Annotated in this window: 7 protein-coding genes and 2 pseudogenes; 4 read left to right on the forward strand and 5 right to left on the reverse strand. The window is 43.5% G+C overall.

Annotated features, from left to right (window positions below; all coding sequences use genetic code 11):
* Positions 1–3 precede the first annotated feature (3 nt).
* Positions 4–825 (reverse strand): hypothetical protein, encoded by an 822-nt coding sequence (locus HRU79_10005; protein ID QOJ26957.1) that lies wholly within the window; start codon positions 823–825, stop codon positions 4–6.
* Between the two features lie 195 nt (positions 826–1,020).
* Here HRU79_10005 and HRU79_10010 point away from each other — a divergent pair, with 195 nt between their 5' ends.
* The 3 genes from HRU79_10010 (at position 1,021) to HRU79_10020 (ending at position 3,800) form a co-directional block, all read left to right on the forward strand.
* Positions 1,021–1,341, forward strand: coding sequence for a transposase (locus HRU79_10010; GenBank protein QOJ26958.1), 321 nt, complete (start codon positions 1,021–1,023; stop codon positions 1,339–1,341).
* A gap of 882 nt (positions 1,342–2,223) precedes the next feature.
* Positions 2,224–3,156: a T9SS type A sorting domain-containing protein gene (locus HRU79_10015; protein QOJ26959.1), complete on the forward strand. Its 933-nt coding sequence runs from the start codon at positions 2,224–2,226 to the stop codon at positions 3,154–3,156.
* An 8-nt stretch (positions 3,157–3,164) separates the two neighbouring features.
* On the forward strand, positions 3,165–3,800 hold the full coding sequence (locus HRU79_10020; protein ID QOJ26960.1) for a hypothetical protein: 636 nt from the start codon (positions 3,165–3,167) through the stop codon (positions 3,798–3,800).
* A 431-nt stretch (positions 3,801–4,231) separates the two neighbouring features.
* On the opposite strand, the gene HRU79_10025 is transcribed toward HRU79_10020, so the two are convergent.
* The 4 genes and pseudogenes from HRU79_10025 to HRU79_10040 form a co-directional block, all read right to left on the reverse strand.
* Positions 4,232–5,623, reverse strand: a complete 1,392-nt coding sequence (locus HRU79_10025) for a DNA mismatch repair protein (GenBank protein ID QOJ26961.1) — start codon at positions 5,621–5,623, stop codon at positions 4,232–4,234.
* Positions 5,616–6,784: pseudogene (locus tag HRU79_10030) on the reverse strand (hypothetical protein). Before HRU79_10030 ends, HRU79_10025 begins: the two are co-directional and overlap by 8 nt.
* Positions 6,760–8,061, reverse strand: a pseudogene (gene dcm / locus HRU79_10035) (DNA (cytosine-5-)-methyltransferase). The pseudogenes HRU79_10030 and dcm overlap by 25 nt, the downstream one beginning before the upstream one ends.
* Positions 8,051–8,377 carry a helix-turn-helix transcriptional regulator gene (locus HRU79_10040; GenBank protein QOJ26962.1) on the reverse strand — a complete coding sequence of 109 codons (327 nt, stop codon included), beginning with the start codon at positions 8,375–8,377 and terminating at the stop codon, positions 8,051–8,053. Before HRU79_10040 ends, dcm begins: the two are co-directional and overlap by 11 nt.
* A 290-nt stretch (positions 8,378–8,667) precedes the next feature.
* Between HRU79_10040 and HRU79_10045 the strand changes: the two genes are divergently transcribed.
* The gene (locus HRU79_10045) at positions 8,668–16,050 is read left to right on the forward strand and encodes a hypothetical protein (protein ID QOJ26963.1); all 7,383 of its coding nucleotides are present in this window, start codon (positions 8,668–8,670) and stop codon (positions 16,048–16,050) included.
* The last annotated feature ends 9 nt before the right edge of the window (positions 16,051–16,059 follow it).

Raw genomic sequence — 16,059 nt, forward strand, 5'->3', positions numbered from 1 at the left:
CCGTCACAACGGTGTTTCAACTTCCAGTGTAAGCAGCAGGTTGATTTCTGTGCTAATAAAGTTTACGGTAGCAGGGCCGGTATTAAGATCGCCGCAAAGAACGTGAATCGTGAACCGTGGACGACTCTTAAACAATGACACTATGGAAGGGGCTTCAGGCGACGCCTGCAGCTGAGTCATTTCGGCACAGTTATCGGCAAGGAAGGTAGCAATCGGAACAGAATACAGGTGCGCAAGCTCATACGACTTGTTGTCACCGTACTCCGGGTGAAATTGTACAACTACCCTTACAAACGAAAGGATCTGGTCACTGGCGAAGCCGGATGTAAACTGCGGTCTGGTAAGCCTGCCAATCCAGCCCTCGGTGCGTTCAAGTTTTATGCCTGCGATTTTTCCGGCATACTTTGAATAGACGGGATTGTCATTAAGGTCAACCGTGTCAGCCAACTGACACGGTATCGTGCTGTTGGGAGCAGAAGAGATGGTTGAAACATAGGCAAGCACTGAGGTTGTAGGAACGGGAGTGGAAGGCTGTGTAGCAGGTGTACACCCTGAAAAAACAGCCGCAAGAGCAGCCGCAATCATTAAAGAGCATGTAGCGCAACTCAGATGGGGCAGCGAACAACTGAACAAACTGTACCGTAAGAACGTGTGCATACCATGTGGCCTTTCAACTGCAGCTTTCGCAGTGTCAGCATTTGCTGTATCGTTAATGACGATGGTGGTTTCTGACGCAATTATAGCAATCTTTGCCGTACCGGCGTTGGGCGGACCGTAGAAAATTAAGAAGCAGAACGGTTGGAGTAGTCCGATAACAATGGACACATTCGTGTTGGAGTGGTGTGAAAAATCGGACCAGTCTTAAGTAAAGAAAACTCTCGGTGTTGCTGGTCAAAGATCAGGCTACATCGTTTGGGCTACTCATCACCGTGCAGCGATCGTTGAAGGGGGTCGATGTCGAAACCGTCGTGGATACGCTAGTTGCTCAGTACGGAACTCCGAAGTACATTCGTTCCGACAATGGCGGACAGAAGCGGCGGCATCGCCCATGTGGTGCAACGCCGAGCTCAGAGACGCTGGATCACACGAGCGTACATTCAACCCGGAAAACCATGGCAGAACAGCTTTGCAGAGAGCTTTGTTGGCACATTTCGCAGAGAAGTTCTCAATGCAGAAGTCTTTTTCTCGCTCAATGAAGCTCGCTTTTTTTTTCAAACCAGTGGCTACACATGGACAACCCACAACGTCCACACAGCAAACACAACGACCGACCACCTGCAATGGCATTCTACAACAAGGCAGGATAACCACTGTTTTGTAACCACAAACTGGTCCGAATAATCGACCCTACTCAATCCTGCGAACGCTAATACCTCCATTTGCATTGATGGATCACAGAGGCATTGCATTACTACATTGGTAGTATCATGTGTTGTTCTTGCTTCGGCTTGGTTACCTGTTCGCCATATTTGCCTCAGCAGCATGCAAGGACTACCAGCCATTGAAAGAAGTATTGTGATGACTAACGCTCCCCAGCCCCCTACAACCCATCCACGCGTGGGGAACGCGTTTGGGTCAGGAGGATGTGGTAGGGGCGAATGAATATTCGCCCTAACGTGTTGACGCATGTGCCCATGTAATCGGGAACGCATGTTGCTTCGCCCCTACGTGGTGACGCATGTACCATACATGCACCCATGCAAATGGGGCCCATGTTGCTTCGCCCCTACGTATTGACGCATGTGTCGTGCATACGCATACCAAAGAGGAAAATCTTGAACTGAGACTGTATCCCCCTATAGCAGGGAAAATTCTCTACAGCCTGCTAGAGTGGCAAAAAATAATTTTCATTCAGCATTGGGTATGACCGTATTTGTCATACCCACAGTACTACGTTTGATTCCACGGGTGGGTAGGAGGCTTGAGTGTTGGTACTAATCATGTAGGATATCGACAACGTTCTTACAAAAATAGCCGACGAATATGCTTTGATGTTTAGTCAATGGACAACATTGCTACAGCTCACAACAATTGGACATACATGATTGAGCTCACTACACAATGACAGTCTAGAAGGAGCAGCAAATACACAATGTACGGCAGTAGATGTCTAGTGCGGGCCAGCGTAGAATACTAATAATCGTTTACTCGGACATGTGACCGTTCGATCATGCAGCAGTGTTAGGATACTGCTTGCAAACGGAACCACAAAAGGAGGTAATAATGACAGTGACACTTATACGATGTGGGCTAGTTACCATACTGATGGTTGTTAGTGCCGTCGTAGTCTCTGCAAATCTCCGCCGTTGTGATACTGTTGATCTCAATGGAGATTGCGTACTCGACACACTCATGGTAGAGCGTGTAGGTAGGTCGGAAGTATTGCTTCGAGAGATACGGTGGGGTAGCAGGTCTGGTAGGGGATACTGCGATTCAAATTACTACTCAGACACGTCGGTAAAATATCACGCAGTAACAATAATCAGGTTCGCCAAAGCTGATCTACTATCAACAGGCCATAGTATTCTGCGGTTCAATCAAGACGATGCGAAAGACTTGTTAATTAATGTTTCGTGGTCAACCGACACTGCAGCAAACAGCCGCAAGATGCGCCGTGCAAACAAATCATTTGTTTTTGTTATACCTGCGCAGCGTGGAATTGATACGCTTGATACATTGAACATTAATGTTTTTAGCGGGCTAATAACCAGCCCTATTGTTATGCGAAGGATTAAGGCAAGCAACGGTTTAGATAGTGTTGCTACGAGTGCCGATCTAACCGTAATCCATAAAATAAAGCGTAAGAACATACAAGTAGCACTCAACGACGATGCCGGTGGGGCGTTGATAGGTACGGTGGTCTCAAGAATCGAAACACCTGAAACCGCGCTTGCACCAATTCTTGTTAGGGTGTTTCCGAATCCTGCCAGTGCAGATGAGGTGACAGTTGGCGTCAAGAATCTAACAGGAGTTGGAACGGTGAGAGTGTTTGATGAAGTGGGTCAAGTATTAAGGGTTTGGACCACTAGCTACGAAGGTACCGGAGAGACTGATGTGATGTTGGACGTATTCGACTTTCCGGTGGGCATGTACCGGGTACTTGTTATCGAAGACGGTGGGCGAATAGGTACGTCAAACTTTGCAATTGTGAGATAGAGAATCGTATGAGTATGCACACAGTACGGATTATGAGCAGTGCTCTAAAGGTTACATACATTGCAATGGCTATACTGTTGGTGAGCGTAGCTGTAGTCAGGTCTCAAGAGCCGTGCGAGACGGATTGCGATACAGCAACCAGCCCATACGAGACAGCCGCCTTTACGATTGAGTTTGCGCCCGGATGCCTAGTAACCATACAGTACCGCACGAGGGTGTGTGCCGGAATCTCCGAAATGATTGTTGACGCCGTAAATGTGGTAGGCCCATGTGCTGACATGCTGCCCTCTGGTGCATTACAGGTTGCCTTGCAGTTACTTGTTACCCAGAACCAGATGAATTTCCCACCGTATGCAGGCAGCAACGAGGGGTCATGGACATGGCGTATCTCAAGGAATGCTTGCTGGAAAAGGCTTGGGTCACCTCCGTCTGGACCACTAATCCCATGCTCGGATGAATGCTGTGTGAACTACATCAATGTCCGCAAACGGCAAGGGTGCGATTATTGGGAGTTCGTGTCTGAGTCTGCCACGCTACCATGGCGAGTGTGTCCGGATGTTGCAATTGATCCTGGCGGTGGAGAGCAGGCACCCGAACTATGTACAAGTGCATGTGCTTATTTGGTGCCGATTTTAAGGAAATAGCAGTTGCATAACGAACACACCAGTATATACTTACACTAGACCGATACAACGCTGTATGAAAACGGTACTACTTTTCGTGTTATATAGTCTGGCAGTCCCTACACTGCATGCTCAAGTGTATATGACATTGACGGATCAGTCTCCTGCGGCAATGTACAATTATCGTTTTTGCGCTTGGCGTTCGTGCGGGATTTCGGAGCACAAAACTGTCAACCCAGCACTAAAGTTGATTTGAAAAACTGCACTTGAATTTAAGCACTTCACCCCGCATGACGCCAAACGCATGTTAGCACTTCGCCCTTCTTTTCTGTCGTGTTTGTTAGTTGTCATTTCGTGTCTGTCTTGGTGCGTTGTCTTGGTGGCTCTTTTGTTGTTTTTAGCTTGGCTTTGTGCGGCTGGAAAAACTGCAAATGTGCCACCAAAAGCGTTGGCTATTTTAAATAAATTTCGTCTCTTACATAAGTGTTATTAAGCCAAAAACAATGTTTCGTATATTCTTTTGCTTTCGTCAATTTGTCTTTAGTTGGCAAAGGATAGGTGTCTGCTGCGTTCGTTGCGTGTGGTCTAACGTGTGATACTGAATTGAAAGATTTGTTTGGAAAATTTTTGTAACGAGTTGTCCCAATAACTTCCTTTACAATTTTGCCTTTTGAAACAATGTCTTTAGTCTTAGCCCAAACTTTTTCCGCTTCGAGAATGTCAGAATATGGCATATTCCAGAACTTAACTTTTCTCAAAACCAATTGCTCGTTTTCAAATTGAAAAAACACGAACAAAAATTTGTGTTCCAAAATGTCTTTAAAATTGGAGTCGTCCCATTCTTCATATACTATTTCTTCGTATTTGAAATTTGGAAACGAAATATCTTCTTTTGGCAAATTGTTTTCCTTTATTCTTACTGTCTTTACAATGATTTCAGCTTTTTCAAACTCTTCAATTTCTTTGTCGAGTTCAATGCCTAAAATTGCTTTTGTAAGATTGGCGTAAAAACTTTTTGCAGTTGTATTTAGCTCGACTCCTGTTGATTTAAGTATTTGCTCAATTGTCTTACCGTAATATGGTTTGAATTTAGAAATTACTATTTCTTCAAGGGTCTGTTTTTTTGCAACCGCTACAGATGGAATTATTTTGCCATAAACACCAGTTGCATCATTTGCAATTGAAGCAATAATATGATTTACATACCCTTGTTTGAGTGAGTAAGCTCTTTGTTTAGCAGGAATGTTGCTAAAAGGTTGTTTCCGCACTGATGAAGCGTTTGCACCTTTGGTGCAAGCACCTAAATAAAAAGTATCACCTTCTGAAAGTTCGTGTGCTTTTCCATCAGCAATTTTTTGTTTAATTAACTCCCAATCTTTCTTTATTATTTCCAAGTCTGTGTTTGGAAAATTCCACTCGTCAACAAGTTTTATGAGATAATCTAAAATGTCATAACCTGCTTGATGCAAATAGAAAATTAAAAGAATGTTTGCGTTCTTTTTCCAAAAGTCGCTGTTCTCAAATTGTTGGTTTACAACTTCAAGATAATTGATGATGTTTAATACTAATCTTTCTTTGGAACGATACTCATTGTTCTTCAACTGCTTTAAAGGAGAAGTTTTGAGTTCCATACCAATTTCAAAGAAATCTGCTTCTGATTTGGAGTTTGGATCATAACCAAAATAAAACTTCTCAAGTATCTGTCCGAAGTTACCTTTACCTGTGTAGTTATGCTTTAATACTTCAGGGTCACAAATCTCTCTTAAAGTTTTTCCTTCAAGCAGTTTAGCGTAATCAACTACTGATTTTTTATCTTTAGGATTATATTGCCTTTTCTTATCCATTTACTTCAGCTACAATTTCAAAATCCAACAAGTTAGTTTGTGCGTTAAATGAATAACTTACTAGTTTAACGTCATTCCACGTTGCAGAAACAGAAGGACGAACCCCATAAATAAATTTCCTCTCAACAATATTTTCAAATTCTGCCAAAGCATCATCCGTAAATTCAAATCCTACAATAAATGCCTTAATCATTCCATAGTCGCCAAACGCATATTCATTTTTCACCCAATCTACATATTTCATTAATTGCAACACATCTTGTGCGTTAACAGTGCTTCTTTTGATTTCAATTACCAAGTAATTACTTAATGTTGGTTTTTGATTCTCAATGTAGCGATAACCAAAAATATCCATTTTATCAATGTAATCAATTGGCTTGAATGGTGATGCAATAACTTGATGAGTCAAGTAATCCCAATTACCAAAAATATTAGTTGTTTGTGGATGATTTATTGTGAGTTGGAAAATTATTGCAGCTTCAACTGCCATTTCGTGTCTTAAGCTTCCGTTTTCATTTACAATTGTGTTTAAAAATGGTGCAATTGACAATGAATATAGATCGTTATTCGCAGTTCTTTCATTGATTACATTGTGAAACTCTTGAAAGTTTGTGTCGAAAGTGTTTTCGTTGTTTGGATTATCAATAGCTTCAATATTTCTTCTTAGCAGTATATTTTTGAAAGCTTGATTCTCTTCATCTGAAAACTTAATAAAACTTAATTTCCAAAATGCCCTTAATATTTTAAAGCTATTTGGTGAAGAAGAAAGTATTTCATCCATATCAATTCCATTTCTAAAAAAAACGGGATATGGAATAAATGTGCAAATGAAACGCATATTAATACTTTCTAAACCAATGTCTAATAACAATTGATTTTGAATTGCATCATAGTTTTGAACTGTAGGCAAATTTGCATTTGGATAATTTAAAAACTTACACTCTCCATTTATGTTGGTCAATGTGCCAATGCCATAAATTTTCCTATCAATGAAAAAATATACATTATCGCCTTCTCTCATAGAACAATAATCTGCAAAAGTTCCTCGTGATGAATACGCCAAACATTATTCGGAGCTGATAATCTAGTTGAATAAATTCCTTTACTGATTGAATCAATCAGGGATTCTTCACTATCTAAACTGAAAAGGAATCCTGCCATTCTTTTGTTGCTTGTTTAATTTTGTCTCTTAATGATATACCAATTTTTTCGATTACCCCAACTACCAATGCATTGCCCATAAAAAGCTCTTTTGGTATCAGATACTCCTTCATGTTTTGTATGGTCGTCTGGAAACATATTTAAGCGTTCAAGTTCAACAGGTGAAAGTCTTCTGTAGCCTTTCGGGGTTTGAATAACGTGTTTAAATCTTGATGGAGATTTTCCACCTTCCCCTGTTATAATTGTTCTTGAAGGTTTGTCTAATGGGTCGGGGAAAATCATTCCACCTTCACTGTAATTGTATTCAAAACCTTGTGCGTTTGTCCGCATTTCTTTTTTAGGACCTTTTAAATAAGCCCATTTGTCAAGGTCGTTCTTGTCAATATAAAACTCTGATGTTACTTCTCCATTTTGAATAAGGTCTCTCAAAATCGTGAACTTTCCATCATAGTTTGGTTGCGTTTTAAGGGTTGTAACTGAACCATTAATCATTAAACCTGTATTTTCAAAAGTCCTGCTGTTCCTCCTTTGTTGAAATTTTCAGAAATTGAAACAATATCTCCTTTAAGTTTGAATTCTGTTGGAAACAATGTCTTTTCTGATGTTACAGGAAATGCTTCTGCCAAAGTTCCTTCTTCCAAAATCCATTCAGTTGGAGCAACTTCTTTTATGCTTTCATAAATATTAGTTCCTTTCAGATAAGCCAAAATGAATATTCTTCTTCGTCTTTGTGGCATACCAAAATCTGCTGCATTTATTACTCTCCATTCTACTGCATAACCTAATTCATTTAAACTTTGTAATATAATAGCAAAGTCTCGTCCTCGTTGTCCCGATGGGGAAATGAGAAGCCTATCAACATTTCAAGAAATAAATATTTTGGTTTATTCTTTTCTCTGAAATTATTTTGTGAATACTCCACCACAAAACACCTTTCTTTCCGATTAGTCCTTTAGAATTTTTAGCGTTGTGGCAACTGAATAATCTTGGCAAGGAAAACCGCCTACTAATAAATCGTGGTCGGGAATTTTAGAAACATCAACTTGTGCAATGTCTTCATTAGAATGTCCGTTTTTCCCAAAACGATTTTCATAAACTAATGAAGCGTGTTGCGTTTTTGTGGATGGTTCCCATTGGTTGCTCCAGACCACTTTATAAGGTGATTTAAGCGTTTTTTTATATCCTGATGATGCAGATTTTCCATTCCATCCTTCAAGTCCAAGACGAAAGCCACCTACGCCAGCAAATAATTCTACGACTTTAATTTCATTTTCCATTGTGAACAGTTTTTAGATATTTCACTTTTTCCTCAGCAACTTTTAAGATACTTAAATCAGCTTCCTCGTCAAGAATTTTGTAAGCGATTTGATCACTTAAAAAGTCATTCTGCAATTCTTTTTCGTCAACTTTAAAGAAGTCGGCAACTTGCTTAATAATTTGCTTTGTCGGCTGTCTTTCGTTGCGTTCAATCTTAGCAAGAAGTGAAGTGTCAATGCTAATTTGTTCTGAAACAAATTTTAAAGTCAAACCTGCTTCCTCTCTTAAATGTCTAAGATGTTCTCCAAATGATTTTGTCTTCTTAATTGTCGCCATATTGGTCAAATATTGTCCAAAAATAAGTAGAATAATTTTATGGACAAAAAAAGTCCAAAAAAGTTTTCAACAATGTTTGGGTGGTGGGTGGGCTTGGGTGTGTCGGGCAAAATTAAATGTGCTGTTTTGAGTCGGCTTGTGGAAGGGAAAACAGCTCTTTTAATTTTGCGAAGCGTTGGGATTTTTCTGTTCGTTTGTTGTCGTTTGTGTCGGTCTTTTAGGGTGAGTGCTAACGTGGGTATCTGAGTGACAAATCACGCAATGTTCATAACAACCTGTCTGTTTCTCGAATGAACGGTAACGTGCAGTATCGTTACGACATTTCGGAGTTCGAGGTAAACCAAGTACCAATAAAGGTTTCGATGTCGTATAACCAAAACGCATCATGGACATCGTTTCTTCGCTATAACTGGGCGTGTACAACGGACGATGGGGCAACCTGGACAAAGAAGACCATGAATAGGCCGGTTTGGATCCTTGGTGTTAATGGATTTGCTGTTCAGGCTCTTACTAAGTCTCCCCGATACATAGCCAGACCGGACCTGCGCGAAGAAAGCGCGAAACTTGGCAATGGCGATCCGCAAACTCTGTTTACAGATGCAGATCTAGTTTGGGTACTAGATGGGTACGACTACTGTAATCGGATGCAAAGTATGGATCCATCGGTGAGAGACGACCTCGATAACACTCCTTGGAATGATACTCAAAGGGCAACAGATGTAATACGGCTACTTCGCGAAGACGGCAGCATTCTTGAGCTGTATAGGAGCGACTACTTTAGTAATCAGCAGGAAGCTGCAGGAGCAACGAACTCTGAAGAGCATATCTATAGCGGTGTGTTTGTGCCGGCAGAGCCAAATTCAATGGCCTATGCCATAGTTACTACCGAGCCTAATTATCTACCTGACAATGTTGCCACAGTAGTTAGTATGGCCATTAATGCAAATGTAAGAAACCTAAGTGATGCCCAGAAAAAGTACGTGCTCCCTCGGAAAGTTGAATATTTCCCGGGGGATGGAACTTCATACGTTTTTAGAGAAGACATTGCCCCATATGGTGTTGAACCCTATACGAACGACCTGGATGGCGACGGTTCAGTTGATACTCAGTACCCAGCACCAGAGTGCAAGGGGCCAGTGCTAATAGGGTGGCGTGATGCATCACCAACAATTTTCTACCTCGTAGCTATACGATACAACAAGACAGACCTTGTTACTTTCCTATACGGTGACGAAGGAAACAAGGTGACTGAAATTGCTCAGGTGGACGGCAGTAACGGAGTGCTGATAAACCGTGGCCGAGACGTCCTCCTTGGGTTCGACAACCACACATTGCATTGGGGTGCAAACTCACTGACCATTAATGCTTGTGGCCGAAGACACACTTTTGAGTTTGCTGACGGCATGTATTCTGGTTCCGCTCCCGAATGGGCCAGAAATGCTAAGATGATTCCGCTCAGTTGGTTGAACAGCACATTTAACGCTCAATCAGAGTATTGGAATTGGACAGGATTGGTTACAAAAATAACTGATCCAATTGGGCGAGAAACGAACTTCGCATACACCGATTACGATAGGGTGTTCCTTCAGTCGTATTTCCCATACTATACCAAAGCAACAGGTACTCCTGATCCATCCCAGCCCTACTCGAGCGATACTGAACTGCAATTAAGTGTAAAGACTTTGACAGAAGTAAAGGAACCAGCTTCCCGCTATACGTTGGACTACAAAATGGACGTTACATTTGAACAGAATACATTAGATTCTCGGCCTGGCGCCGAACTTATAATTGATGATATTAATTTTACGATTGAAGTCGGCGCAAATTTCCGACCAGTAGTTTACCCGGAGTATAATACCATTGCCAACACCCTAAAGAAGTACGACAGAGCTGATATAGCCGCATCCGATGATGGTAGTTCTCCATTGTTATGGACGGAGAACTACGATATACCTCTAAAAGCCAACAACGGAGGGACTGGGTCTTTAGAGTGGGTGTCGACAGTAGATCATGTGGATGCAAGAACAAACAGAACCCTGACTTCAAAAACCGTAACCACACGATTCGAAATTCCGAATTCGTATCGGTGGGAGCCTGCTAGTAGCGCAAATTATTCGGTAACAAAGGAACAGACAATTGCCGATGGGGTGACGGAAACTATACTCAGGGTTTACCCATCCGAACAAGACGGCTTTGGGATACACGGCAATATGCAGTTGCCTGAATACGAGCTTGTAACGGTTAATAATGGTTTGATTGACATAGAGAGAACAAAAACAGTATTTGAATATGAATTCGAAACGGAGACTCTCATACCATACGCAAGCCCGAGTACCGGTAGAACCGAATCCTTCGAGGCAGTGTACGGTAAACCTTTGCATGTACGACGCTCAACACTAAACATTAAGGAAGGAACGAATTGGGTTGGGCAGCTTCTTACGATTGATACCCTTCTCAACTTAGATCGGGTAGAGTACCTTGCCCGGCACTACGCACCCATAAATAAGATAGCGACGTGGAGAAAATTCCGGGAGTGTGCAATAGACTCTAATTGGGATTTCAAAGATTGGGAACAACGGTATTATAATTCAAAATTGGAAGACTCATGGATTGTATTTGGTGACTCTACTACCACAGATGACGACATGACAACGTCAACAGAGGAAACCGCTCCGCACTTCCAGTTAGTTCAGTCATCGACCATATACGACATTACCCAGCAATCAGCATTGCAGTCTTGGACTAAATATACGTATGATTTAGAACCCAAAGTTGTTAATCCCTTCAATGAAATAGATCCGGACATACCTAACCCAAGTTTTGGTAAAAAGGTAAGTACGACGGTCTATGGCGAAGACCTCAAAGCTCCAATAGTGAGTCAACTTAAATATTCACTCACTACAGGATTTCAAAATGGTTTTAAGTCGCTACCAACAACGATTACTGATACATACGGCGCAGAACAGTACCAGTGGTTTAATGGAGAGTCCGTTGATACCTGGGTCACAACTGAACATACAGTAGATGCAACAAAGGTTCTTAACAAGATTCTCCAACCTGGTGAAAGTATCAGCGAGAAGCATGAAACTGCTACGATAAACCTGGCTAGTAATGGTTCCATGCTATGGGAGAAGCCAACACAATCCGAACGTACGGTACGGCGTTATACACTGGAAAATTCAATTCCACAGCTAACATCAATTGGTCTGCGGACTGCAACTGCTTACACGCCATTCGGCGAGAACATGTACAGCGTTGATATGAATGGGTTCTTGAGCGAGTACAAATACGATAATATCGGCAGACTTGTTATGGCATGGCTGCCACATGATTTTCCAACCATTTTCGACGGTTACGAATGGCCACCGTACGACATGGTGGAGACCCATCGTGAGATTGAAAGCATTGGCATATGGAATATCAGTACAACATGGAAAAGCCGAGTTTGCAGAGCGAATTGTGACGACAATGGAGAGGTCACCAGTCCATATACAGATCCAATAAACATCCCCGATTGGGGTAGCAATAGCTATCCTGGTACCATTAGTGTAGGCGGAGACGAAGTTCCTGAGTGCCCTTGTTATCAAACCTCCGCCATGAAGAAAGATGATTTAGGAGATCAAACCCAGAACATTTATGATCCATTCAACACAGATCCATTGCGTATTCCATTCAGGTATGAGTGGTATGTGGCATATAACGCGTACTTACATTATAGTCGTTCTGAAAATCAATCCGTTGAGTCAGCAGCAATAAAAGCGCAAGTGTCTGCAGCGTTTGGAGCGGGATTCACATTTACAATAGAAGTACGTGACGCAGACAATACGCTCATCTATAATGAAGACTTTATTATAGATCCATTAGAGGTTAATCCAAGCCAAACAGAGCTTACCTGCTCGGTCATCAATTTAGATCTTTCCCAGAACCTGGCACTGCTCACTGCAGATCCATCTTCTACCACGATGGACGACAGAGTTTTGTCAATACATATCTACCCAACATCATCATCATCTACATATGGCAACGTTTACTTTTCCCGTATATGGCTTGAAATGGACGGTACGTTTGTAAACCTTGACGATGATGCCTCGAAAGACTTTACAGTTGGGTTCGTACACAAGGATGGAACAGACCAATGTTCAGCAATGTATGCCAAGATTGACGATAGAAGTAGTACCAATGACGCAGACTTGTATCCAACCGGTAGTATTATAAAATCCAGGCATTCAAAAGCCTTAGCAAAGTTCACTACAGATGGATGGCTCAAAGAGTTGTCGGTAAACTATAACTCCAATGCCACAAGCATTTTTGACTATAACCTTGGTGGTCTATCAGTAAGCACGTACGAGTATGATGGAGATGGCCATGTGGTGTCATCTGTTGACCCGCGTTGCCACGAGGTTAGTACTACGTATGATGCAAGGGGGCGAGTAACGAATTCGACTAACGGATCTGAACAGTTCGATTGGACAGATATAAATGCAGAGAATCCGCTGCTAGGAGCCTACGACGTATCAGAGTCAGAAGCTTCATACGCGGTTGGATTGCCCCAAGATTTTTCTATACCTGCCCTACAAGCTAGCACATACGGTGGGTTTTGCGAGCGCATAACAAATTCTGTTGTTACGATTAGTACTCCGCTTGAAACAACCCATAATGCAACGTTTAAAGACGCATTAGGTAGAGTACGTGGGCGTGTGCAGAACTATGTTGAATCGACGTTTGCCAGCGATATGGTAAACCCACAAGATGCAGAATTAAATGCCCGCAACCTTGCTACCTGGTATTCTTACGACGTGCTCGGACGGGTGATATCGGTAACAAACCCTAAGGGCCAACAAATGTCATACACGTACGACGAGCATGGGCGTGTTGCTTCGACATACCAGGTTGACGAAGAGACGACGACTTTTCGCTATGATAAATTAGGCCATCTGCGTTTTTCTCAAACGGCAGACCAATTCGAGAAGAGAAGGGTAACATATCGGCAGTATGACGATGTAGGCAGACCGACCGTTGTAGGCGAGGCAGAGCTACTGCCGATACCGGGTAGTCCGCTTCCCGAACCACCACTACCAACCCTTCTGGATCCGGAAATTCTCCACACTGGTGTTGACGCACTGCTAACCGCCAACCAGACGCTTCTCCTCCCACCGGTTCGATTGGTTCCCTCTATATACCACGTGGGGATAAATCTTGAAGATCCGCCGCCGGGGTCACCACAGAACCTAGTTGAAAAAATGCCAATGTGCCCACAAGCCGTATCAGCAAGCCTTTCATCGCGATTTAATCCAGCGTCCCCACCTGGCAATCTCACCCAAGTACTGTCTCATGCAGCTAACCATTATATGCGACCAATTGTTGTGGCACCCGATAATGTGTTCGAGAACGCTGCCGACTTCCCCGAGTTCACACTACAGGCCATGTGGTACGACGATATGCCTCCACAAGCAGGCTCGGTTTGGGGCGCCATGCCACCTGCAACAGTGTGGAATGCAATGGCACCGTACGGCTCAGTAAGGAATCTGAAGGGGCGTATGGCTGCTGTTGCATATCGAACGCATGGTGGCGAACCATTCCATTTCATCATAAATTCGTACGACGAGCGCGGAAGAGTTGAGGCGCAACTGCGTTTTACGGAGAACCTTGGTTTTGATGCTGTGTATTACACGTACAACTCACGGAACCTTCTTACTTCAGTTCGTACCATTGATGTAACGGGTCAGAACGCTACATGGTATGGCTACGATGGAAGTGGCCGACCAACACGCTCCTGGTCTGCTCGCTCACAAGATGGTTTTAACCAATCTATGGCACCTGTATTACCACAACTCCTCACTATGCCCACAGGCGCTTTGGATGTAACTGTGCAATACGATGTAGCAGATGCTCCTGCTGTAATTACCTATCCGGATGCCGGTCTTACAACTACCCATTCGTATAACGGGATGGGGATGCTGATGAAGAGCGTTACTGAGTCAATAACATCCGTAGCACCTCTACTGGAACAGCGACTGTCTTACCGGCTAGATGGAGCAATAAAAGAGCAGCATGTCGCATCGGCAGGTGCGTGGAAACATGATACATACGATTATGATCATGCCAACCGTTTAGTATTCTGGTATCTGAGTACGGGGAATAATATACCACTGTCCTACGAAAGCTATAGTTATGATGCTGTAGGCAACCGTACGCAACTCAGGGATCCTAGCACCGGTCTGCAACTGGCAGGCTACACATGTGCAGGTGGTAGTAACAAACTAATAAACGTTACCTACCCCGCTGGTGGCGACCTCATCTCCTACGACCCCGACGGCGCCATGGTCTATCGCAAGCGCGATGGGGTGGAAGGGGGCTTGGCATTCCAGCGAATCGAAGAGTATGCGTGGAATGCATTCAACCTGCTTGAGCAGTTTACTGTGCGTACCGATGCTGTTGCCGAAGGCGGCGGACCAGGCTGCGAGCCGGATGCTACAACCATGCCTGCTGATGTGTGGCGTTACAGGTTTAACCCGATGCAAGAGAGAGAGCAGAAGCGGCAAGAGATTACCTCGGGTAATGTAGCGCGTGACGGACTTGCATGGACATATACCTTGCTTGGTGCAGACACCAAGCAACTAGCTACCTATAACGGAATCGAAGGTGCGTTCTGCGGTCAGCCGTCTGTGTGGCTGTGGCCAGTGGAGTACAACAGCTACGGTCCTGCAAACACCCGCGTAATACTCAGGCCCAACGGGACAAAGGAATACGTTATAGCCGACCACTTGGGGTCACCACGCATCACCGTCAACGACCAAGGAGCAATCCTCCAACACACCACCTACACTCCCTTTGGCTCTGTGCTCTCCAGCACCGGCAGTGGGCAGCGCACCGGCTACATTGGCCGCGAAGCCGACAACGAAACAGGCCTCGGCAACTACGGCGTGCGCCTCTACGAACCGGAGTATGGCAGGTTTATGAGTGTGGATGTGCTGTGGGGGGAGTATGAAGGGTGGCAGGCGTATCAGTATGGAGCGAATACTCCAGTTAATGTTAAAGATGCAAATGGATTGCACATAACGTTTGTCGGAACAGATCAGGAGGTTGCGTGGGCAAAAGAGTTATACACACAAGCAATGTACAGATACTACGATAAGGGGGCATACCCGGCATTTTGCATAATGGCTGATGCTCTTACTAATCCTAACTATTCATTCAACTTGATGCTAACTAAAGATAGCTATGGTGGCATTGACATTGATGGAGATGGATGCTTTGATTTGCCACCCACCGGCTTCATTCCAATAGGCTACAGGTCCCAAACTAATTTTAGTGTTCCACTGCGAAACACGTTGTTCTGGGATCCATACCTTGCAGTGATTGGTGATAATGTTGCATTGTCACCGTTCGATGTTCTGTTGCATGAAGTATCGCATGCTTGGCTGTATCACAGAAGTCCGGACCATGATCAGTTCTACTCCTTGAAGTATGACGATGTATATGGTTACTTGAACGATACGCGATATGAAAGTTATGGATGGGGTGACGGAGTTGAGCGATGGACAATTCTGGGCATTGAGTCAGTAACAGCTAAGATTCTAGGAGAGTTCTACAATGATGATTATGAGTACTCAAGAAGTAATCATTCAGGTGAACCAGTCCGAGTATCGTCACCAGACAAAGTACCCAATTAACGTTCTGAT

This window comes from Ignavibacteria bacterium, assembly GCA_015709655.1.
Taxonomy (GTDB): Bacteria; Bacteroidota; Ignavibacteria; order Kapaibacteriales; family Kapaibacteriaceae; genus OLB6.